The sequence below is a fragment of the Pirellulales bacterium genome (assembly GCA_019694455.1).
GTDB lineage: Bacteria > Planctomycetota > Planctomycetia > Pirellulales > JAEUIK01 > JAIBBY01.
The window spans coordinates 1-20,887 of record JAIBBY010000056.1 but is presented as its reverse complement, the minus strand read 5'-3'; the positions used below and the strand labels follow the sequence as shown (position 1 = coordinate 20,887).

At 63.1% G+C, this 20,887-nt stretch carries 18 protein-coding genes; 10 read left to right on the top strand and 8 right to left on the bottom strand.

The genetic code is table 11. The features are described 5' to 3' along the window. Positions 1–5 precede the first annotated feature (5 nt). Both K1X71_17805 and K1X71_17800 read right to left on the bottom strand, forming a co-directional pair. Positions 6–1,427: a HAMP domain-containing protein gene (locus tag K1X71_17805; GenBank protein MBX7075001.1), complete on the bottom strand. Its 1,422-nt coding sequence runs from the start codon at positions 1,425–1,427 to the stop codon at positions 6–8. Next, on the bottom strand, positions 1,424–2,101 hold the full coding sequence (locus tag K1X71_17800; protein ID MBX7075000.1) for a response regulator transcription factor: 678 nt from the start codon (positions 2,099–2,101) through the stop codon (positions 1,424–1,426). Before K1X71_17800 ends, K1X71_17805 begins: the two co-directional genes overlap by 4 nt. A gap of 299 nt (positions 2,102–2,400) precedes the next feature. Here K1X71_17800 and K1X71_17795 point away from each other — a divergent pair, with 299 nt between their 5' ends. After that, positions 2,401–3,297, top strand: a complete 897-nt coding sequence (locus tag K1X71_17795) for a sulfurtransferase (GenBank protein ID MBX7074999.1) — start codon at positions 2,401–2,403, stop codon at positions 3,295–3,297. After that, on the top strand, positions 3,294–3,731 hold the full coding sequence (locus K1X71_17790; GenBank protein ID MBX7074998.1) for a SufE family protein: 438 nt from the start codon (positions 3,294–3,296) through the stop codon (positions 3,729–3,731). The genes K1X71_17795 and K1X71_17790 overlap by 4 nt, the downstream gene beginning before the upstream one ends. 181 nt (positions 3,732–3,912) lie before the next feature. Here K1X71_17790 and K1X71_17785 read toward each other — a convergent pair whose 3' ends face one another. Beyond that, positions 3,913–5,556: a hypothetical protein gene (locus K1X71_17785; protein MBX7074997.1), complete on the bottom strand. Its 1,644-nt coding sequence runs from the start codon at positions 5,554–5,556 to the stop codon at positions 3,913–3,915. A 300-nt stretch (positions 5,557–5,856) separates the two neighbouring features. Here K1X71_17785 and K1X71_17780 point away from each other — a divergent pair, with 300 nt between their 5' ends. Then, positions 5,857–6,711 (top strand): glycosyltransferase family 2 protein, encoded by an 855-nt coding sequence (locus K1X71_17780; GenBank protein ID MBX7074996.1) that lies wholly within the window; start codon positions 5,857–5,859, stop codon positions 6,709–6,711. On the opposite strand, the gene K1X71_17775 is transcribed toward K1X71_17780, so the two are convergent. Beyond that, positions 6,708–8,393: a glycerol-3-phosphate dehydrogenase/oxidase gene (locus K1X71_17775; GenBank protein MBX7074995.1), complete on the bottom strand. Its 1,686-nt coding sequence runs from the start codon at positions 8,391–8,393 to the stop codon at positions 6,708–6,710. The genes K1X71_17780 and K1X71_17775 overlap by 4 nt on opposite strands. Positions 8,394–8,444: 51 nt before the next feature. Beyond that, positions 8,445–8,981 (bottom strand): type 1 glutamine amidotransferase, encoded by a 537-nt coding sequence (locus K1X71_17770; protein MBX7074994.1) that lies wholly within the window; start codon positions 8,979–8,981, stop codon positions 8,445–8,447. A 172-nt stretch (positions 8,982–9,153) separates the two neighbouring features. Between K1X71_17770 and surE the strand changes: the two genes are divergently transcribed. The 3 genes from surE (at position 9,154) to K1X71_17755 (ending at position 10,795) form a co-directional block, all read left to right on the top strand. Then, a complete protein-coding gene (surE, locus tag K1X71_17765; GenBank protein MBX7074993.1) occupies positions 9,154–9,921 on the top strand; it encodes a 5'/3'-nucleotidase SurE in 768 nt (255 codons plus the stop codon). A 36-nt stretch (positions 9,922–9,957) separates the two neighbouring features. After that, positions 9,958–10,440 (top strand): hypothetical protein, encoded by a 483-nt coding sequence (locus K1X71_17760; GenBank protein ID MBX7074992.1) that lies wholly within the window; start codon positions 9,958–9,960, stop codon positions 10,438–10,440. A 64-nt stretch (positions 10,441–10,504) separates the two neighbouring features. Next, positions 10,505–10,795, top strand: a complete 291-nt coding sequence (locus K1X71_17755) for a hypothetical protein (protein ID MBX7074991.1) — start codon at positions 10,505–10,507, stop codon at positions 10,793–10,795. Here K1X71_17755 and malQ read toward each other — a convergent pair. Then, complete coding sequence (gene malQ / locus K1X71_17750) at positions 10,792–12,648, bottom strand: 4-alpha-glucanotransferase (protein ID MBX7074990.1); 1,857 nt, start codon at positions 12,646–12,648, stop codon at positions 10,792–10,794. The genes K1X71_17755 and malQ overlap by 4 nt on opposite strands. A 275-nt stretch (positions 12,649–12,923) precedes the next feature. Between malQ and K1X71_17745 the strand changes: the two genes are divergently transcribed. The 4 genes from K1X71_17745 to K1X71_17730 all read left to right on the top strand — a co-directional run bounded on the left by K1X71_17745 (position 12,924) and on the right by K1X71_17730 (position 20,077). Next, positions 12,924–13,703: a hypothetical protein gene (locus K1X71_17745; protein MBX7074989.1), complete on the top strand. Its 780-nt coding sequence runs from the start codon at positions 12,924–12,926 to the stop codon at positions 13,701–13,703. A 294-nt stretch (positions 13,704–13,997) separates the two neighbouring features. Then, positions 13,998–16,616 carry a sodium-translocating pyrophosphatase gene (locus tag K1X71_17740; protein ID MBX7074988.1) on the top strand — a complete coding sequence of 873 codons (2,619 nt, stop codon included), beginning with the start codon at positions 13,998–14,000 and terminating at the stop codon, positions 16,614–16,616. 58 nt (positions 16,617–16,674) lie between these two features. Continuing rightward, the gene (locus tag K1X71_17735; GenBank protein ID MBX7074987.1) at positions 16,675–18,297 is read left to right on the top strand and encodes an amino acid permease; all 1,623 of its coding nucleotides are present in this window, start codon (positions 16,675–16,677) and stop codon (positions 18,295–18,297) included. A 49-nt stretch (positions 18,298–18,346) separates the two neighbouring features. After that, positions 18,347–20,077 (top strand): amidohydrolase, encoded by a 1,731-nt coding sequence (locus K1X71_17730; protein MBX7074986.1) that lies wholly within the window; start codon positions 18,347–18,349, stop codon positions 20,075–20,077. Here the strand turns inward: K1X71_17730 and K1X71_17725 are convergent. After that, on the bottom strand, positions 20,064–20,576 hold the full coding sequence (locus K1X71_17725) for a methylated-DNA--[protein]-cysteine S-methyltransferase (GenBank protein MBX7074985.1): 513 nt from the start codon (positions 20,574–20,576) through the stop codon (positions 20,064–20,066). The genes K1X71_17730 and K1X71_17725 overlap by 14 nt on opposite strands. Beyond that, a partial coding sequence (locus K1X71_17720) for a hypothetical protein (GenBank protein MBX7074984.1) occupies positions 20,573–20,887 on the bottom strand: 315 nt, incomplete at its 5' end. The genes K1X71_17720 and K1X71_17725, both read right to left, overlap by 4 nt.

Below are 20,887 nucleotides of genomic sequence, written 5' to 3'. Positions count from 1 at the left end.
AGAATTTAGCGTGAGCCGGCGGCCTCGCGCGGCGGACTGGACTGGACTGGCTTCTTCGTGTCGATTCGCTGTAGCCGCACACGAAAGGTTGTGCCGACGCCATAGCGACTTTCGACGTCGATCGTGCCGCCGTGCGCCTCGACGACCGAGCGGCAAATGGCCAGCCCCAGCCCGGTTCCCTTGACTTCCGGATTGCGCGACGCGTCGACACGATAAAAGCGATCGAAGATGAAGGGCAGGCTTTCGGGTGGAATGCCGCAGCCGTTGTCTTGAACTGCGATCTCGACTTGCCGTTCGAGCACGCGCGTGGTCAGTCGCACCGAACCGCCGGGAGCGGTGTATTTGGTGGCGTTGTCGAGCAAGTTGCGAAACAGCCGGCGCAAGCGCGGCACGTCGCCGCGAACCACGCAGTCGCGATCGATGGCGGAGTGAATCACGATGTTGCGCTCGTTGGCCGCCAGTTGCATTTGTTCGCACAAGTCGTCGAGCAACTCGTCGAGCGCGACGGACTCGAGCGGCGCGCTGCTGATGCCGGAGTCTTCGCGGCACAAGTACAACAACCGTTCGGCCAGTTGGGTGAGATGCGACGTCTCTTCGAGGATGCTTTCCAGCACGCGGCGGTACTCGTCGGGGTCGCGCGGAGTGCGCAGCGCGATTTCGGCCTCGCTGCGCATGATCGCCAGCGGGGTGCGCAGTTCGTGGGCGGCGTCGGCGGTGAAGCGGCGCACCTCATCGAACGAGCGTCCGAGACGAGCGATCATGTGGTTCAGTGTTTCACCCAGGCGAGTCAACTCATCCGCCGAGCCCGGCACCTCGATACGGCGATTCAGGTCGTGCGCCGTGATGCGCGAGGCGGCGGCGGCCATCTCGTCGACTGGCGCCAGCGCCTTGCGAGCGAGCAAGTAGCCGCCCACAAGGGCAATGGCCAGCGACGCGGGCGCGGCCAGAGCCAGGGCGATGCGCATTTGCCACATCCGCAAGTCATAAAAGAATAGAGACATGGCGGCCTGCACCACGTAATTGCCGCCCGCATTGCCGACGGGAATGGTGGCCACGCGATAATGGCCGACAGCGGCAATATGATGGTCCTCGATCTGAAGCCCGCCCCCCTGGGCGACATCGACCGGCAAGTCGCTGCGATGCAATCGATCGCTGCGAAACAGTGTGACGCCATTGCGCACGCGCACCTGATAGCGAAAGCCTTCGCGGCCGCGGAATTTGGCCTCACAGCCGGCGATCACCGCCTCGCGCGTGGGGGCGCCGGCGACCAACGCGGTCAATTCTTTCAGCTCGGCCACCAACTGCTCGTCCATCCAGCGCTGATGCCCCATGAAGTAGTACATCAGCAAACTGAACAACAAGAGCGCGGCCGCCAACGCGCCGCCATACCACAGCGTCAGCCGCCCACGGATGCCGAGCGCTTTCATGCCAGTTCTCGCAGCGAGTAGCCCATACCGCGCACTGTGTGAATGAGCGGCGGCTGACTCGGCAGTTCGATTTTCTTGCGCAGCAAATTGATGTACACGTCGATCACGTTGGTCAGCACGCCGGTCGTTTCTTTCCACACCTCGCGAGCAATCATGTCGCGCGTGACGGTGGCGTTCTTGTTTCGCAACAAGTATTCGAGTAATTCGAACTCGCGCTTGCGCAGATCGATCTCCTTGCCTTGGCGCGTCACGCGTCGACTGACCAGATCGAGCTCGAGCCCATCCGCCTTGAGGGTCAATTCGCGTCCGCCGATTTCGCGGCGCAACAGCGCGCGGAGGCGGGCGACCAGTTCGGCGAAGGCGAACGGTTTAACCAAATAGTCATCGGCGCCGCTATCCAGGCCTTGCACACGGTCGTCGACGGTGTCGCGCGCGGTAAGCACCAGAATCGGCTTGGAGAAGCCGCGCCCACGAAGATCGCGCAGGATTTGCAGGCCATCTCGTCCGGGGAGCATCAGGTCCAAGATGATCGCGTCGATGGGGCGCTCGTTGGCCAACTGAAACCCCTCTTCGCCGGTGGCGGCGCAGAGCGGTTCGTACCCCTCTTCGGTCAAACCTTGTTCCAAGGTGCGCAGCAACTTGCGTTGGTCTTCGATGACCAGAATGCTTGTCATGTATGCTTGCCGAAAACGGTGTTTGCCGCCGAGCTTGGGAACATCCGACCGCGAGCCTCTTGTGCAATTAAAGCCGGACCGATCGGCCGACGCTAATGTTTACCATTGGACGACCCCCGATTACACGGTCCCAATCCGCGGCGCCCCCCTCCCCGGTAGGCAATGCAGCGAAAAAGCCATAAAATCGCTGTCGCCGGCCCAATGAGCCTGGCCGCAATCCTTTAGAAGCCTCAAAACGGTCGCTCGCCCGCCAGCGGGCCGCGTCTGATCGACCAAAACCCGTAGGGGGGAAACAGTCCATGGCAGCCGAATACGCGCATCCAGAAGTGTTGGTGTCGACCGATTGGGTCGAACAGCATCGGGGAGATCCGAACGTTCGCATCGTTGAATCAGACGAAGACCTGCTGCTCTACGACCAAGGCCACATCGCGGGGGCGGTGCGCATCGATTGGGTCAAGGACCTGCAAGACCAGATCGTGCGCGACTACATCAATAAGAGCGCCTTTGAAGAGCTATGCGCCTCGAAGGGAATCTCGAACGACACCACCGTGGTTTTTTACGGCGACAAGAGCAACTGGTGGGCCTGCTACGCCTTCTGGACTTTCAAGATGTACGGCCACGCCGACTGCCGCGTGATGAACGGCGGTCGCAAGCGCTGGGAACTTGACGGTCGCGAGTTGACGCGCGGAACTGAACCCGCCTATCCGCGCGGCAACTACACGGCTCAAGAGCCCGATCCCGGCGTGCGGGCTTTCCGCGATGAAGTGCTGAAGCACTGCAAAGCCAACCGGCCGCTGGTTGATGTTCGCTCGGTGGGCGAATACACCGGCGAAATGCTGCACATGGCCGACTATCCGCAAGAAGGGGCGCTGCGCGGCGGCCACATTCCGGGGGCGGTGAGCATTCCGTGGTCGAAAGCCGCGAACGAGGACGGCACCTTCAAGACCAAGCGCGAGCTGGAAAAGCTGTACGCTAAAGAGAACGGACTGTCGCGACGCGGGCGGATCATCGCCTATTGCCGCATTGGCGAGCGCTCGAGCCACACCTGGTTCGTGCTCAAGTATTTGCTCGGCTACAAGAACGTGAAAAACTACGACGGCTCGTGGACCGAGTGGGGCAACCTGGTCGGCGTGCCGGTCGAGAAAGGGATGCCAGAGGCCAAGCCTGCCGAGGAGCCGGCGAGCGCCGCCACATGACCAGCGCCGAGCCTGTGCAACTCGACGAGCTAGTCACCGAATTCGCCGACCTGGAACCGCGCGAACGGTTAGAGCTGCTCTTGGAGTATTGCGACAACCTGCCGAAACTGCCGCCCGAACTGGAGGCCGAAAAGGCCGCTGGCATGCATCGCGTTCATGAATGCCAGACGCCGGTGTTTTTGTGGGTCGATCTGGTCGACGGCCTGGTGCGAATCCAGGCCGATGTCGCGCCCGAGGCGCCCACCGTCAAAGGATTTGTAGGTATTCTGGTGAGCGCGCTTTCTGGCAAGCCGCCGCAGGCGGTGCTCGCTGTACCGACCGATTTGCTGAATCGCCTGGGACTAGTCGAGGCGCTCGGTATGATGCGCACCCGAGGTTTGGGCGCAATCGTCCACCGCATCCGCGAGGAGACCCGCCGCGCCGTGGCGGCGTGAAGCGACCAGGGGGTCCCCTTGCTCAAACAACGCGAGGCGAATCATGGCGGCAAGCCGCTTTCGGCGCCTGACGATGTGTTTGTTATTGGTCGGCGCCATGGTGGACGGCGGGCAGGCGCTGACCATCGCCGCGGGGGACGTGGTTCACGACTTGATCGCGTGATGGGTGGCCCCGCACCCGCTAACCCGCTCGCTCCACCTCGTCGCGCGCGACCAGCACGCTATCGACAATCGAACGCATCTGCGTCTCTTCGGCAAACGGCGACAGCACATACGATTTAAGCGCGGTGATCGGCTCGCCGTAGTCGCTCTCGCGGTAGCATTCGGTCAGCGAGATGGCCACGCCGCGCCCGGCGAGCGCCTCGTTGTACACGCGCTCGAAGATACGCCGGTTGTAGGCGTTGTGTTTGACCAGCGCGTCGCGATAGCTGGGATCCTCGCGCTCGCGATCCTTGGCCGTGAACGTGTCGACGTCAGGCGGATACACGCGAAACAACGTCACCGGCCCCACGTTTTGCCCATTGAGCACGCTGAGATTGGGATGCGCCTCGAGCAGTTCGCGCAGCGTTTCGGCCATCTCGACCGCATGCCCCAGGAGGCAGCGCAGCCCATCGCGACCAAACAGCAGCAGGTTGCCTAGCGCCGCCATCGGCCCCAGCCCGCTGCGCGTCGTTTCGAGCGTGACCATGCCGGGGTGATGCTCGCCGGTCTGATACAGATACGGCATCTTCTCATGGCTGCGGGCGATGCGCTGGAGGTCCGTGCCATCTTTGAGCAGCACCAGCGTGGAGACATACGGCGTGTAACCCGTTTTATGAAAATCGACGCCAATCGAATCGGCAAGATGCAAATGGCGCGCGCGGTATTGCGCGGCCGCCAAGGCGCGCACCGTCCGCCCGCGAAAGCCCAACGGATTGGCGCGAAAGTCATAGTCGTTGAACACCGACCAGGCCCAACCGATCACGGCGTCGGCATGCACATGCGGCCGATAGTCGAGGCGGAACTCGTCGACCAGCCGATCGCGCAGCGCGACTATCGCCTCCAGATCGTCGAGGCCAAAGGCGTCGGTGGTGCCGACCGTGGCGACGATCGCCGCCAGCTTGCGCCCGGCGTGCAGCGCGTCGCGCGCGGCCTGCTCCAGCGCGGCCAAATCAATGGAGTTGTCCAGGTGCGTCGCCACGCGCCCCAGATTCTCCTCACCAATGCCTAGCCAGCTGGCGGCAGTCAGCGCGCAGTAATGACTGCGATCCGAAGCGAGCACCACCGGTGGCTCGCGCAGGCCGTGCAGCAGCGTGCCGGGCATGGCCTTCTCCAGGGCGATACGTAGCCCGTAGAGCATCGCGCCCGATCCGCCAAAGGTGAACAGGCCGCCGGCGCGCTCGGGATCGTAGCCGACTAGCGCGGCGGTCATGGCGGTGACGCGCGCCTCGGCCTCGGCCACGCGGCGCGCGCTCTCCTCGCTGCACAGGTTGGGGTTGTAAGTGGCGGGGAGCAGCGTGCCGATGATGCTGGCAATCGAAGGGACCGGCGTCACGTTCACCTGGCAGCGCGGATGCCCCCAAATGAACATCCCCTGCAAATAACTGACCAACTGCGGAATGACCGCCTCTAGCGACTCGCCTTGCTGGGCAATGCGGGCGCCGCGCGCGGCGGCCCAATCGCATTCGGTGGTTTCGCCAAGGATTGGCGCCTGGCTCTTGAGAGCGTCGACCTGATCCAAGGCCCGCGAGATCGAATAGACAAAATAGGCGTCATGCACCGGATCGGAGACGGGTTGCGGAAACGCCTGGCGCAGCGACTGAAGAATGTCGTAATAGTTGGGCATCGAGGTCCCCCTGCGGAAAAAACTTGCGCGCGGGCCGCGCTACCCAAGTCTTGCGACAACGCCGCTTTTGGGCAAGCGAGCCATTCACGCCCGACACCTGTTGCCGGCAAAGATGGACGCCCAGCGGGTCTCGGTTCGCAAGCTATGTTTCTATTGACGACTTTGCCGGAATTGTCGGACAAGATTCGCCCGACGCCTGGGAGCGCCTGCGTGAGCCTGCTAAAAAACGAATATGCCTGGACGCCTGAAGCGCCGCCGTTGGCCTCGGGCTGGCCCAAGCTGAACCTTCGCGAACTTGTCATGGACCAGCCGCCGGCCCACTTGGATGCCGCCCACCCTACTCGCGAGTTGTCGCCGGCTGGTCGCAGCGCCGCCAATGAGGCGGACGACGAAGCGCTGGTGGCGCAGCTTGGCCGCGTGCTTGGCGCCGGGGCGCTGAAGCAGCTTGGCGTCTATGAATTGCCGGCGAACTTTCTATTGTCGGTGGTGATCCCCGCGTACAACGAGTCGCGCACGTTGGAAGAAATTGTCCGCCGCGTGGAGGCGGCGCCGATCCCCAAGGAAATCATCCTGGTCGACGACGCCAGCACCGACGGCACGCGCGAGATTGTGCAGCGCTTGGCCCAGCGCGCAGGGATCCGGGCGATTTTGCACGAACGCAATCAAGGCAAGGGGGCGGCGCTGCGCACCGGGTTCGCCGCCGCCACGGGCGACGTGGTCATCATTCAAGACGCCGATCTGGAATACGACCCCAACGACTATCGCAAGCTGCTGCAGCCAATCATCGATGGCCGGGCCGACGTGGTGTACGGTTCGCGTTTCAAGGGAGAGGTCGCCCGCGTTCACCTGTATTGGCATCGCGTGGCCAATGGGATCATCACGTTCCTGTCGAACGTCTTCACCAATCTCAACCTCACCGACATCGAGACCTGCTACAAGGTCTTTCGGCGCGAGGTGCTGAGCGACATCACGATTCGGCAGAACCGCTTTGGCGTGGAGCCGGAACTGACGGCCAAGATCGCCCGCCGCAAGTATCGGATTTACGAGGCGCCGATCTCGTACTCTGGCCGCGACTACTCCGAAGGCAAGAAGATCGGCTTCAAAGACGCGATCAACGCGGTGTACTGCATTGTCCGTTACTGGATCGCCGATTAAGTTGCCAGCGGCGCCACGCGCTTGCCAAAGTGGGTCGCCAGCCGAGTGATCGTCGTCTCGATGGCGGCATCGACCGCAGGTGGCTGCAATTTTCCTTCTGCCACCATTAACTCCGCCAGTTGCCGCAGACATGCGACGCACAGCGCGGGCTGAAACAACAGCATCAGTCGCCGCTCGACCAGATCATCGAGCGTGGTCGCCCATTCGTGTCGGATGACGTGCCGCGCGAACCGCGCCGGCAACGACGTGCCGGCGAGGCTTGCCGGGTCGTGGTCTTCGCCGGCGAGCGCCGTTTCGCAATCTGTTCCGCAGAGGGCCCACACCGCGGCGACCTGCTGCGTGGTCAGCCTCACGCACCGCGCAATCGTCGCTTGGCGCGCGGCGATGTCGGTCGCGTTGGTGGGATAATCGTTGGCGCCCGGCAACAGACGCTCGCGCGAATTGGTTGTCGGCTCTCGATCGAGGCGCTTGAGTATCGTGCGCGCGCTCTCCTCAGCCAGCGACCGGCAGGTGGTGAGCTTGCCGCCAATGATCGAATAGAGCGGCGGCGTCTGGTCGCGATGCTCCTGTATCCAGTGCCGGCGGGTGATTGCCGCCGGTCGATCGGCGGCGACGCGCGGCAGCGGACGCACGCCGCAATAGTGCAGGTCGATATCGGCGGCATTGATATCCACACCGGGCACAATGTCATTCACGGTGGCCAGCAGGTAGTCAATCTCGGCGCCGCTGGCCAGCGCGTCGGCCGGGTCGCCAGAGTAGGGCTCGTCGGTGGTGCCCACCAGCACGCCATCGCCAAACGGCAGGATAAAAACGGGCCGGCCATCGGTCGCCTCGGCGTAGATGGCCTTGCTGTCGAGCGCGTCGCGCAAGGCAGCGTGATGCGTTACAAAGTGGCTCCCCTTGGTGCCTCCCATTAGCGGTTTGGAAGGCACGTGCAACTCGGCCAATGTCAGATCGACCCAGGCGCCGGTGGCGTTCACGATCACGTCTGGCGCAAATTCGTCGAGCATTTCGCCCGTCGATACCGAGTGGATGCTCGCGCGGCGCCCCGCCAGCCGAGTGTGGGCGTAGGTGTGCAAGCGAAACACGGCGCCTTGCTCGGCCGCGATGCGCGCGGCGTCGGTGGCCAGCGCCACGGTGAACCGCTCCGGGTAGCGCACCTGCGCGTCGTAATATGACAAGAGCCAGCGAAATTTGCTCGCGTCGACGCGCACCACATCGGGCGCCCCGGCGCGATGGGTCGCCCGCTTGGGGAGCGACGGATCGCGGGCGTAGGTGTCGTAGAACCATAGCCCCATGCGCACGAGCAGCGCGCCGCGGCGGCCGGCCGGCGCCTCGGCCCAGCGCTTAGGCCAGCCTAAGAATCGCGCCGCCGACGAGACCAATCCGCCGAAGCGGTTGTCGGTGGGAATAAAGAGTTGCAGCGGCCGCACGAACTGCGGCGCCAGGCGTAACAGCCGAGTGCGCTCGGCGAGCGATTCGCGCACCAGGTCGAACTCGCCATATTCCAGATAGCGCAGTCCGCCGTGAATCAGGCGCGACGAGTAGGCGGTGGCCCCAAAGGCGATATCGGCCTGATCCACCAAATGGATATCGACGCCCGACAGCGCCAGTTCGCGCGCCAGCGCGCAGCCGTTGATTCCTGCGCCGAGAATCAGAACCGTGGGCCGAGTGCTTGTCACGCGCCAAGTATGGCGAACGGCCGCCCGCTCACCAACCCGTAATTCGCGGCGTTACTTGCCCGCCAGCACTTGAAAGATGCCTTGGCAGAACAGCGGCAGATCGTCGGGCTTGCGGCTGGAGACAAAGTGACGGTCGACCACCACCGCCGCGTCTTCCCAAATGGCGCCGGCGTTGACCAAATCGTCCTTGATGCCAGGGGAGCCTGTCACCCGCACGCCGCGATAGACGCCGGCCGAGATCGCCATCCAGCCGCCGTGGCAGATGGCCGCGATTACTTTGCCATCGGCGCTACACTGGCGAATCAACTCCAGTAGTTTGGCATCGCGGCGCAGCTTGTCGGGCGAGAAGCCGCCGGGGAGCACCACGCCATGAAAGTCGCGCGCTTGCACGTCGGCGATGGCCGCGTCTGACTTGCACGGGTAGCTGTGCTTGCCGTGATAGACGTGTCCCGCCTGGGGGCCCGCCACCACCACTTCGGCGCCGGCCTCGATCAGGCGCAGCTTGGGATACCACAATTCCAGGTCTTCGTAGATGTCTTCAACAAAGAACAGAAAGCGGCGCCCCTTGGCCGCGGCGTCGGTGGTCATGGCAAGGCTCCTCTCGATCCCATCGTGCGCGCCCACTTGCTCAGGTTGCTTGTTGTAGCAATCGGCGCGCCACGCCACTACCGAGCCAACCCTATGCCGTCTAATCTCACCGCACTATAGTGAACCCTCGCGGCGCCAGCCCCATTCGAGCAACCCATTCAGCAGGCAACTCGTGCAGATCTTGCTCACCAACGACGACGGCATCTACGCACCGGGCCTGCGCGCCTTGGAGCGCGAACTGGCGGCCTTGGGAGATGTGTGCGTGGTGGCGCCGCTGGTCGAGCAGAGCGGCGTCGCCCATTCGATCACCTTTCTTAGTCCGCTCGTCGTGCAAGAGGTGTTCGACGATGATCGCCGGCTGCGCGGCTACGCCGTCGAGGGGAGCCCTGCCGACTGCGTGAAGATCGGCGTCTTCGAGTTTTGCAAGAAGCGACCCGACCTGGTGGTGTCGGGCATCAACTCGGGATTGAACGCCGGCATCAACGTGCTGTACTCGGGCACGGTGGCGGCAGCGATCGAAGGCGCCTTTTTCGATCTGATGAGCGTGGCGGTGTCGTTGGAGTACAGCGCCACGGCCGACTACGCGCGCGCGGCCAGCATCGCGCGGCGAGTGATCGAGCAAATACTGGAGAAGCGCGGCGCGACGCCGCAGCTTTATAATCTCAACATGCCGCTGGCGGCGCTCCAGGGGAAACCGCAGGTCAAGGTGGTCCCGATGGGGATTGCTCGCTACGGCGAGGGCTTCGAGAAGCGGGTCGACCCGCGCGGTCGCAACTATTACTGGGCGACCAGCGACCCGCCGCCCCCCCCCAGTCAGCACGAAACCGACTTGACCGCCCTATCTAAAGGGCATGTGACCGTCACACCTCTCCATTACGACCTGACTAAACGGAACCTGTTGGCCGAAATGGAGGCCTGGAACTGGCGACTTTCTCCCTAGTATCGCCGCTGGCCCCTAATCAACATGGAACTTGCCATGAGAACCGCAATCGCCTGGAAATTGATGCTCGCCCTGACGCTGGTCGTGTGGTTTGGCTGCGAGCCGCCCAAATCGACCACCGAGCCCGCGGCGACTGAACCAACTGCCGAAACCGTCGAGACGCCTGTGGAAGCCGCGGCCCCCGCGGCGGAACCCGCCCCCGAAATGGTGCGCGAAGAGGCGACCGTGGGTGTCGGCAAGCAAAGCGACCCGGTACCGGTCGAACCGACCGCGGGCGACATCATCACCACGCCGATCAACACCTACTTCATCGCCAAGGAGCAGGTGGCTTTCAACATTCAAATTCCGCAGGCGATGAGCTTGTTCAAGGCCTCCGAAGGACGCTCGCCCGAGAGCGAGCAGGAGTTCTTCGACAAGATCATCAAGGCCAACTACATCAACCTGCCCGAGTTGCCCGAGGGACACAAATATGTGTACGACGTGGCGGCCGAGCAGTTGATGGTCGAACATCCGCAGTAGGAACACCCGTCACGCAGGACGCGCCATTACGCTGCACCTGGTCCCTCCTCGCCGACTCACCGCCATGAAGCGCCTCCTCGCCCCACTCGTCTTGTTTGCCGTTCTCGCACTGCCATCGCTGACCCAGGCAGGCGGCAATAGCTGGATCTTTCGGCCCAGCTACTACAGCCACAATCCGGCGCGGCCGGTCGAGATCGGTCGCCGCTACGCCGGCGGCCCCGCCTTCACGCGCCCCACGGGCGACTACTATCAGGTGGGCACGCGCTACCTGAACAGCACCATCAACGTGGGACCGTACACCTGGGACAATGTGCGCGTCATCGAAAGTTGGACGCAGAACGGCTCGCAGTTCTAGTTGTTGGGCGGCGCGCCATGCGTTTGAGTGAGCGCCGCGGCAATCTCTTTCGTGCGCGGCGCCGCCAGCAGTTGCTCAAGCGACAATGGCAGCGCGATCGACCAGTTGGGCCGCTGCGCCGCGACTGTGCCCGGCATGTTGGGCCGCTCGGCCTGCGCGGCGGCGTCTTCCAGCGTCGCGGTGATGAGGGCCGATGGCGCTTCGGCCAGGGCGCGATGCGCGGCCAAGATGGCGTCGTCCACCGGCGCGTTGTGAGCCAAGCCCCCTAGCCGCGCTAGTTGTTCGCGCGGCCGCTCCATCAGATCGGCGCTGGGGTTAATGCCCAATTGCACCTGATCCTCGGCGTCGGCGCCACTCCACAGGCCGGCCACGGTCGGCAAGTCGTGCGTCGAGACCGTCGCCAGCGACAGATACGGATAATTGCGCGGCGGTTCGGGCTCGAAGTACAGCACGCGATACGAGAGCAGCCTCCGCTCGGCGAGCCATTGCCGCACGTCGCCGCCGACAGTGCCCAAGTCCTCTCCCACGATCACCGCGCCGGCGCGCACGCTTTCGAGCGCGAGAATATCGAGCAGTTCCTCGGCCGGGTAACTGACATAGGCGCCATCGCTGGCCGGCGCGCCTTGCGGTATCCAAAACAAGCGAAAGAAGCCGAGGATGTGATCGATCCGCACGCCTCCCGAGTGCCGCAGACTGGCGCGAATCGTTTCGATGAAGGGTCGGTAGCCCGCCTGACGCAGTTTGTGCGGAATGATTGGCGGCATCCCCCAGCACTGGCCGGCCGTGTTATACAAGTCGGGCGGGGCGCCAATCTGCATGTCGGCGGCGATCATGTCCTGCCAGGCCCAGGCATCGGCGCCGCTGATGTCGCAACCAATCGGCAGATCGGACATGAGCCGCAGATGCCGCCCCGCCTCGCGCAGTTGACTGTCCAACAGCCATTGCAGCCAGGCATGAAAACGCACGCGCTCCGCCGCGGCGCGTTGAAACTCGGCCACCGCCGCGCTAGTGGGATGTCGCAGTTCGGTGGGCCACTGTGGCCAATAGGCGCCGTGCCGCTCGGCCAGCGCGCAGTAGGTGGAAAACTCCGTGAGCGCCGTTCCCTGCTCGGCCAGATAGCGGTCGAAGTCGGCATCGCCCGTAAAGCGCGCAAACAGCTTTTCCAGAGCGAGCAGCTTGAGCCGATAAATCGCGTCGCGGTCGATGCGCGAGACGTGGTTCAACAGATGCGCTTCGCGCGCCAATGGCGCCAGCGCGTCGGCCACCTCCGCGGCGCCCGGCACACGATCGACGCACAGATACAACGGATTGCGGTATCGCCGGCTGCTGGGGTAGTAGGGACTGGCCTCTTGCGGCAGCACCGGCGCGGGCGCCGAAAGAGGGTTCACCACCAATAGCCCAGCGCCTTGGCCCGCGCTCCAGCGCGCAAGCTGCTCCAAATCGGCCAGGTCGCCGATGCCCCAACTGGCTTGCGAGCGAACCGAATAGAGCTGCGCCACCCAGCCCCACAACTTCAAACCGTCGGGCAGGTAACACTTGCCTGGACTGATGATGAGCGGAATCGATGCGGCTGCGTCGTCGTACCGCAATTGGTGATAGCCCAGCGGCAGGTCGCCCGGCAGGCGGTCGGTGGCGCGGAGCGTGGCGCCATCTTCCAACTGTATCTCCGCCGGCGCGGCCAGCGACAACTCGTGGCCGGCGCGAATCACATAAACCGGGGGATACTTGGGTTCGGGGGCCGACTCATCAAGTCCCATCGCCAGCCGAATCGCCGCAATGGTACTTCGCGGGGCAAAGTGTTGGCCTCCTAGAGCATCGTAATAGGAGTCAGATATCCACTCTTCTGCGCCCATGAATTCCCTCGATTTGGCTTGGCCGCCGGCGGCGATGCTCTCATGAGCCCTAGGTTTTTGCTTGCCGCCGCGGCGCTGGCCTGTTCGGCGGTCGTGCATTGTCATCCCAAACGCTGAGATTTGACAATGCGCCATGCTGCTTGGCCGTATGAGGCAATAGCCGGTCCGGCCGGTCCAGTTCTTGGAAAAAATGCTGGCGGCGTTTGCGCGGCGGTAGTAGCGTGAAGTGCGCTGGACCCAAGTTCAACGCGGTTTCCCCATCGGGAGGCAGAATCATGCGATCGCTCATCTTGGCGGCTTTGGTATGCACGACGGGCCTGGCGTGGGCTGAAGAACCATCGGCGCCAGTTGTCGCCGATGCCGCAGCGCCACAAGTGGCTGGCTCACTGGGCGCTACGGACGATGCGATCACCGCCAAGATTCGCCAGGAACTCGACAAGCCGACGACGCTCGACTTCGTCGAGACGCCCCTTAACGAGGTCATCGCGTACTTTGCGGACCTTCACAAGATACCGATTCAATTGGATTCCAGGCATCTCGAAGAGGCGGGTGTGGCCGCCGATACCCCCGTGAATCTTCATCTCTCTGGCGTCAAGCTGCGCAATGCCTTGGATTTGATGTTGGAAAACCTCGATCTGGCCTGGATCGTCAAGAATCAGGTGCTGGTCATCACCACCAGAGACGCGGCCTCCGAGCATCTTGTGACGCGGGTCTACCCAGTCGCGGATATGGTAACGATCAGCAAATGCCGCGAGGATCACGAGTCGTTAATCAGCATAGTCGTGAATACGATTGCACCGGACTCCTGGGGCGACGCTGGAGGACAGGGCGCGGTTGAATATTTTCGTGGCGTGTTGGTGGTGACTCAAACTGAGACAATCCATGACAAGTTAGATAACCTACTAAAGCAACTTCTCGCGCCCGCTGCCGTAACCGCGCGAGAGAAGGCACCCCCTCCGCGCGAACAAATTCCCCAGGGCGCGCGCGGCGCTCAGGAAAAGGCAGAAGCCAAGGTTAGTGCATCAAATTCGCGTAGCGGCGGCGGATTCTTCTAATCGCCGCGGCAGCTACATGCCTTGCGGCCGCCATTGTGGGCCGAAAAGCTCGTCTATCTTTGCGTATGGCCGACCAGTGGTTGGCCAATCTCCGGCGTTCTGCCGATGGCTGTTTGGCAACGCTTGCCCTCAGCCAAGACCGCCACACGCAAGTCGCTACGCCGCTTGCCTTAGGGAGTCAAAAAATTGCTCCCAAAAGTGCTATCCATCGTTAGCGCCATACGGTATCTTTTCGGCTTCTCAATGGCGAAAAACAGCTACTTCTCGCGGTCATATAGAGGGATCAGTTCAGCAATGAGCAGACGAGCTACCACAATCTGGATGGCTTTGGTTCTCGTAGGAATCGTCTCCGCGGCCGGTTGGCGGCAGCTTGACGTTCCGAGCACTCAGCCAGAAATGGGAAAAAGCGAAGCCCAACTGGAAGCGGCCCCTCCCGAGGCGGCGGCGCCTGCGGAGACCGAGGCACACGGCAAGATCGTGCTGTTCGAGCCGATGGTGAGCGAAAAGTACAGCTCGATGGAAAAAATCGCGCTGATCGCCAACGTGATTGTGGCGTTCGCCGGTTTGGCCTATGCCGGCATGTTGGTGGGACAAGTGAAGAACGCCCCGCAAGGGACGCCCCGTATGCAGGAAATTGCCCAGGCGGTGCGTGAAGGCGCCAACGCCTATCTGACACGGCAGTTTCGCGTGGTGTTCATCCTGATTCTGGTGATCACCGCTTTGCTGTACTTTGCCGCCAAGGCCAACCCCGAGACTGATCCAGCCATTGCCTGGGGGCGAGCCATCGCCTTCTTTGTCGGCTCGTTCTTCTCCGCCATGGTGGGCCTGGTCGGCATGCGGCTGGCCACCATTGGCAACCTGCGGGTCGCCACGGCCGCGCAGACCAGCTTTGGCAACGCCCTGCAATTGGGGTATCGCACCGGCACCATCACCGGCATGTTGACCGACGGCCTGGGCTTGCTCGGTGGTTCGGTGATCTTTTTGATCTATGGCGAACACGCCTACGAGGCCCTGTTGGGCTTCGGCTTCGGTGGCACGCTGCTCGCGCTCTTCATGCGTGTGGGCGGCGGTATTTACACCAAGGCCGCGGACGTCGGCGCCGACCTGGTGGGCAAGCTCGAGGCGGGCATCCCCGAAGATGATCCGCGTAACGCCGCCACCATCGCCGACAACGTGGGGGACAACGTCGGCGACTGCGCCGGCATGGCCGCCGACATCTTTGAGAGCTACGAAGTCACGATCGTGGCCGCCATGATCTTGGGTTACGCCAGCTTTGGTCACAAAGGGGTGATCTTCCCGTTGCTCGTCCGCTCGATTGGCGTCATTGCCAGCATTATCAGCACCTACTCGGTGCGGGCGGGAGACAAAGGCAGCGTGGCCGAGGCCATGAAGAGCGTGACCCGCGGCTTCGTGATTGGTTCGGTCATCAGCGTGGTCGGATTCTTGGCCCTGGGCATGGCTTATTTGCGGTTCGACCAGGCGTATCTCGATCGCTATCCTCAGGCGGCCGCCGGTTTCCCTGGCGCCACGGCGGAGAATGTCACGGCTGGGCTGGCAACGTGGCAAACCTTTGGCATGCCGGGTCTCGACATGCGGCCGGCCTGGACCTGCCTCATTGGCATCATCCTGGCAGTGGTGCTCAACAAGTGCACCGAATACTACACCGGCACCGAATACTCGCCGGTGCGCAGCTTGCAAAAAAGCTGTACCACGGGGCACGCCACCAACATTATTCAAGGCTTTGCCGTGGGGTACGAAAGCACGGTGGCCGCGGTAATCATCATCGCCGGCGCCATCATGGCTAGTGCCCTGGTCTACGCCGGCACCAGCGCCACGTTCATTGCCTATGGCGTGGCGATGTGCGGCATCGGCATGCTCACCCTCACCGGCAACACGATCTCGATGGACGTGTTCGGCCCCGTGGCCGACAACGCCAACGGCATCGGCGAAATGGGCTACGACAAGGCCCAGATGGGCGAAGCCCAATACAAGGAGTCGCGCCAGATCCTGGCCGACCTCGACGCGGTGGGCAACACCACCAAGGCCATCACCAAGGGTATTGCCATCGGCTCGGCCGTGATCGCGGCCGTGTCGCTGTTCAACAGCTACGTGGTGACCATCGGCTCTGGCGGCAAGGGGGAGAGCGAGCTTATCGGCCAAGAGGTCTATGAAGCGGTCGCCTCGACCCTCACCATCTCTGATCCCAAGTTGTTCATCGGCATGTTGCTCGGCGGCGCCGTGCCGTTCCTCTTCAGCTCGATGACCATTCGCGCCGTCGGTCGCGCGGCCTACCTGATCGTCAAGGAATGCCGTATTCAGTTCCGCGATAAGGCGATCTGGGAAGGGACCAAGAAGCCCGACTACGGGCGCGTGGTCGATATCTGCACCACCTCGGCGCAGAAGGAGTTGATCGGCCCGGGCCTGTTGGCGATTCTCACGCCGATCCTGGTCGGCTTTACGCTGGGCACGATCGCTTTGGCCGGATTCCTGGCGGGCATGATCGTCTCGGGTCAACTCTTGGCCGTGTTTATGGCCAACGCCGGCGGCGCCTGGGACAACGCCAAGAAGTTGGTGGAAGACGAACCCAAGAACATGGACGCCAACACCGGCAAAGGCAGCGAGAAGCACAAGGCCAGCATCACCGGCGACACGGTCGGCGATCCGCTCAAGGACACCGCCGGCCCGGCGATCAACCCGCTGATCAAGGTGATGAACATGGTCAGCCTGCTCATCATCCCGTTGATCTTGCCATTCGATAAGGACATGGTGGGACTGCTCAATCGAAATCGAGTGAGCGTCGGCAACGCTGAAACAAATCCCACGATGTTTTGGGTGGTGGTTGGCGTATGTGCGCTCGGCCTGATCTGGGCCGTGTGGCAGAGCAAGCGCGAAACCCCCGAGATGGCGAGCTAGTCGCCACTCGCGATCGGTCACCGTCCGGCAGAATCGTCCAGACTACAAGGCGCGACAGATGAGCCTGAACCAACTGTTTCGCAAGAAGTCGCTGGAGATTCTGCTGGACGAGATGGCGGGGGAGCACCGGTTGCACCGCGTGCTGGGACCGGTCTCGCTCACGGCGCTGGGGATCGGTTCGATCATCGGCGCCGGCATCTTTGTCATGACCGGCCGGGTGGCGGCAGTCGACGCGGGCCCGGCCATTTTGATTTCTTACACGGTGGCGGCCGTAGGCTGCGCGCTGGCCGCGCTGTGTTATGCCGAGTTCGCCGCTATGGCGCCGGTGGCCGGCAGCGCCTACACCTATTCGTACACCACGCTCGGCGAGGTCTTTGCCTGGATCATCGGCTGGGACCTCATCCTCGAATACTCCATGGCCTGCGCCACGGTGGCCGCGGCCTGGCCCAAGTATCTCAACGAGTTGCTCCATGCGCTGGGCGCGCCGATCATCGACCCGCGCTTCATCACCGATCCCTTCTCCAAGATTCACGGCGCCGAGACGCACGGCATTGTCAACCTGCCCGCCGCCATCATCATGGGCATCATCACCTGGATCTTGGTGCTCGGCATTCGCGAGAGCGCGCGGACCAACGCTGTGCTGGTGGTTGTAAAACTGGCGGTGGTGATTTTTGTGATCATCGTCGGCTGGTCATATGTGAACCCCTCGAACTGGACCGAGATACCGGTCACTGCCCGCATCGACAAGCCAGGCGCCGACCCAGCCGCCAAGTGGGGGATTTTGGGACTGCTCGGCATCAACGAATGGCTGACGCCCATTGATAAGGCGGTGCAAAGTCCGTTCGCGCCGTATGGCTTCTCGGGCATCATGGCGGGCGCCGCCATGGTGTTTTTCGCGTATATCGGCTTCGATTCCATTTCGACGCACGCGGAAGAGGCGATCAATCCGCAGCGCGACGTGCCGTTTGGCATCCTCGCCTCGCTGGTGATCTGCACGCTGCTCTATATTGGCGTGGCGGCGGTCATCACCGGCATGGTGCCATATCCAGAAATTCATCAAGACGCCGCGGTGGCCGCGGCCTTTCGGCAGAAAGCCCAAACCGATCCCAGTCCGCTGTTGCGCTGGTCGAATGGACTAGTCGCCGCTGGTGGATTGGCGGGCATGACAAGCGTGCTGTTGGTCACGTTTCTCAGTCAGGTGCGCGTCTTTTTGGCGATCGCGCGCGATGGCCTGTTGCCCCCCATTTTCAAGGATGTGCATCCCAAGTACCGCACCCCGCATCTGGCCACCATGCTCACGGGCGGAGTCATCTGCCTGGCGACGGCGTTCACGCCTATTCACATCCTCGAACAGATGGTCAACATCGGCACGCTCATGGCGTTCGTCATCGTTTGCGGATCGGTGCTGATGCTCCGCGTGCAGCGACCCGACGTCAACCGGCCGTTCCGCTGCCCGGCCATCTACATCGTGGCGCCGCTGGGCATTTTGGTGAACTTTATCATGATGCTCTTTCAGCCGTGGGAAACCTGGCTGCGCTTGGCGGTGTGGCTCGCCGCCGGATTGGCCATCTATATGTTCTACGGCCGACATCACAGCACGCTCGGCCAAGCGATCGCGCGCGAGATCCACACGCAAGGCTTCGGCCCGACTGACGCCCCGCTGCCCGGCCCCAAGCGCTAAGCGCCCGTCGCGCACGGGCGCGCAGTGCAAGAAAGGATTCTGGTGTACGATGGGCCTCGCAAGAACGAGACATGTTCCTGTACGTGTATCGCTGATCTTGTTCGGCTGCACGCTGTTCGGCGGCGCGTTGGCTGGCGCGCGGGCCTGGGGCGTAGAAACGGCCGATCGCATCTATTACGGCGGAACGATACTCACCGTCAACGATCGCTCGCCAACTGCCGCGGCGCTGGCCATTGCCAGCGGCAAAATTCTCGCCGTCGGCGGCAAGGCGGAAGTCTTTCGCCACAAGTCCTCCAGCACCGAAATGGTCGACCTCGCCGGCCACGCGCTTGTGCCGGGCTTCATCGATCCGCATAGCCATTTCCTCAATGCGCTGCAGGTTGTCGGTTGGGCCAATGTCTCGGCGCCGCCGGTGGGGCAAGTGACGAGCATTTACGATGTCGTAGCCGAGCTAAAGCGCGTGCAAGAGCGCGATAACCCGGCGCCCGGCGACTGGATCATCGGCTATGGGTATGACGCGAGCACGCTCAAGGAACGTCGCGATATCACGCGTGATGATCTCGACCCCGCCTTTCCGGACCATCCGGTGATGCTGATTCACGTTTCTAATCACGGCTGCGTGCTCAATTCGGCTGGCTTCAAAAAGGTGGGGGTCGACGCGGGGACCAAGACGCCCGCTGGCGGCGTGATTATGCGCAAGCCCGGCTCCGAGGAGCCCGCCGGCTTGCTCATGGAGAATGCGTTTCTGCCGATCTTCGCGGCGCTACCCAAGCCATCGACCGAGGCGCTGCTGGCGGCAATGAAGCCCGCCCAGGAACAATACGCCCGCGCCGGTTACACCACCATTCAGGAAGGGGCCACGCAGTTTGGCGATCTGAATTTGCTACGCCAAGCGGCAGAGCAAAAGCTGTTCTATCTCGACTTGGTGGCGATCCCCTTCTTCACCGACGCAGCGCGCATCGTCGGACAGCCGGGCAACGATTTTGGCGTCTACCACAACCGCCTCAAGCTGGGCGCGGTGAAGTGCATTGCCGATGGCTCGCCGCAAGGCAAGACGGCGTATTGGAGCCAGCCGCTCGCCACGGCAGGGCCGGTGGGGCAACGTCCCTGGCGCGGCGAACCGAACATGACGCAGGCCGCGATCGATGAGATGTACGCCTTGTGTTATCGACACGACGTGCGCGTTTTCACTCATGCCAATGGCGACGCCGCCATCGACATGGCGCTGGCCGCGCACCGCAAGGCTGCGGGCGACGGCAAAAGCGACCGCCGACCGGTGATGATCCATTCGCAGTTTGCGCGTCCCGATCAACTCGAACAATTCGTTCGCCTCGGCGTGCAGCCGTCGTTCTTTACCAATCACGCCTTTTTTTGGGGAGACGTGCATGTGCAGAACCTCGGCCGTGACCGCGCATACTTCTTGAGCCCCATGCGCACCGCCGAGCGGCTTGGTCTGCGCGGCACAAACCACACCGATTACACCGTCACGCCGCTCGACCCGCTATTCACCATGTGGACCGCCGTGAATCGCGTGTCGCGTTCGGGTGAGGTGATCGGCATTCAAGAACGGATCACCACCGCCGAAGCACTCCGGGCGCTCACAATTCACGCCGCCTACCAATACGGTGAGGAGCAATCCAAGGGCTCGCTGGAAGTGGGTAAGCTGGCCGATCTGGTCATCCTGTCCGACAACCCGCTTGCCGTCGAGCCGATGCATTTGCGATCGGTGCGCGTGCTAACGACCGTCAAGGAAGGCGCCGTAGTGTTCACGGCTCCGTGACCACGGTATTTCGCTCGGGCCGCGAGTCTTCGCCGCTGCCTTCGTGCGCCAACAGCCAACGCTTGATCGGCAGACCGCCGCCATAGCCTGTCAGCGAGCCGTTGGCGCCAATCACGCGATGGCAGGGGATGACGATGGCGATGGGATTCCGCCCGTTGGCGGCCCCCACCGCGCGCGTTGCCGTGGGCTGCCCCACGCGGCGAGCCACCTCCGTATAACTCACGGTTTGACCCCAGGGTATCGCGCAGAGCGCTTTCCAGACGCGTCGTTGAAATTCGGTGCCCGTCGGATCGAGCGGCAGATCGAACTCGGCTAGCTCGCCAGCGAAGTAAGCGCGCAATTGTCGCGCTGCCTCACGCAGCAAGTCGTCTCCCTGATCGGCGACGGCTGACCGCGGCGGCCTCACAAAGTCGATGCGCGTCAGCGCGGCGCCGTTTGACGAAATCGCCAAGCCGCCAATCGGGCTGTCGATCACCAGTGTTGACTCGGGCCGGTTCATGGGGTTCCTCCTGGGGGCGCCATCGACATCAAGTTCCAAAGACGTAGCGCCGCGTAACCGCGCCACGGTCGCCATGTGTCGGCCATTCGCAACAACTCGCGCGCCGTGACGCCACCCGCCGCCTTGCACAGCACCAGATCGCCATGCGGAAAGGCGTCGGGCCAGTGTAGCGCCCGCATCGCAATGTAGCTGGCCGTCCAATCGCCGATGCCTGGCAGGCGCGTGAGCGCCGCGACGGCCGCCTGCGCGTCGACGGCGGCGCGCAGGTCGATCTCGCCATGTAGCACCGCCGAGGCCAAGGCAACCAGGGC

Coding starts and splice junctions, on each gene's coding strand:
- K1X71_17735 (MBX7074987.1), top strand. CDS start 16,675: ATGAGCCTGAACCAACTGTTTCGCAAGAAGTCGCTGGAGATTCTGCTG.
- K1X71_17745 (MBX7074989.1), top strand. CDS start 12,924: ATGCGATCGCTCATCTTGGCGGCTTTGGTATGCACGACGGGCCTGGCG.
- K1X71_17780 (MBX7074996.1), top strand. CDS start 5,857: ATGGACCAGCCGCCGGCCCACTTGGATGCCGCCCACCCTACTCGCGAG.
- K1X71_17785 (MBX7074997.1), bottom strand. CDS start 5,556: ATGCCCAACTATTACGACATTCTTCAGTCGCTGCGCCAGGCGTTTCCG.
- K1X71_17770 (MBX7074994.1), bottom strand. CDS start 8,981: ATGACCACCGACGCCGCGGCCAAGGGGCGCCGCTTTCTGTTCTTTGTT.
- K1X71_17755 (MBX7074991.1), top strand. CDS start 10,505: ATGAAGCGCCTCCTCGCCCCACTCGTCTTGTTTGCCGTTCTCGCACTG.
- K1X71_17725 (MBX7074985.1), bottom strand. CDS start 20,576: ATGAACCGGCCCGAGTCAACACTGGTGATCGACAGCCCGATTGGCGGC.
- K1X71_17760 (MBX7074992.1), top strand. CDS start 9,958: ATGAGAACCGCAATCGCCTGGAAATTGATGCTCGCCCTGACGCTGGTC.
- K1X71_17740 (MBX7074988.1), top strand. CDS start 13,998: ATGAGCAGACGAGCTACCACAATCTGGATGGCTTTGGTTCTCGTAGGA.
- malQ (MBX7074990.1), bottom strand. CDS start 12,648: ATGGGCGCAGAAGAGTGGATATCTGACTCCTATTACGATGCTCTAGGA.
- K1X71_17730 (MBX7074986.1), top strand. CDS start 18,347: ATGGGCCTCGCAAGAACGAGACATGTTCCTGTACGTGTATCGCTGATC.
- K1X71_17795 (MBX7074999.1), top strand. CDS start 2,401: ATGGCAGCCGAATACGCGCATCCAGAAGTGTTGGTGTCGACCGATTGG.
- K1X71_17790 (MBX7074998.1), top strand. CDS start 3,294: ATGACCAGCGCCGAGCCTGTGCAACTCGACGAGCTAGTCACCGAATTC.
- K1X71_17805 (MBX7075001.1), bottom strand. CDS start 1,427: ATGAAAGCGCTCGGCATCCGTGGGCGGCTGACGCTGTGGTATGGCGGC.
- K1X71_17800 (MBX7075000.1), bottom strand. CDS start 2,101: ATGACAAGCATTCTGGTCATCGAAGACCAACGCAAGTTGCTGCGCACC.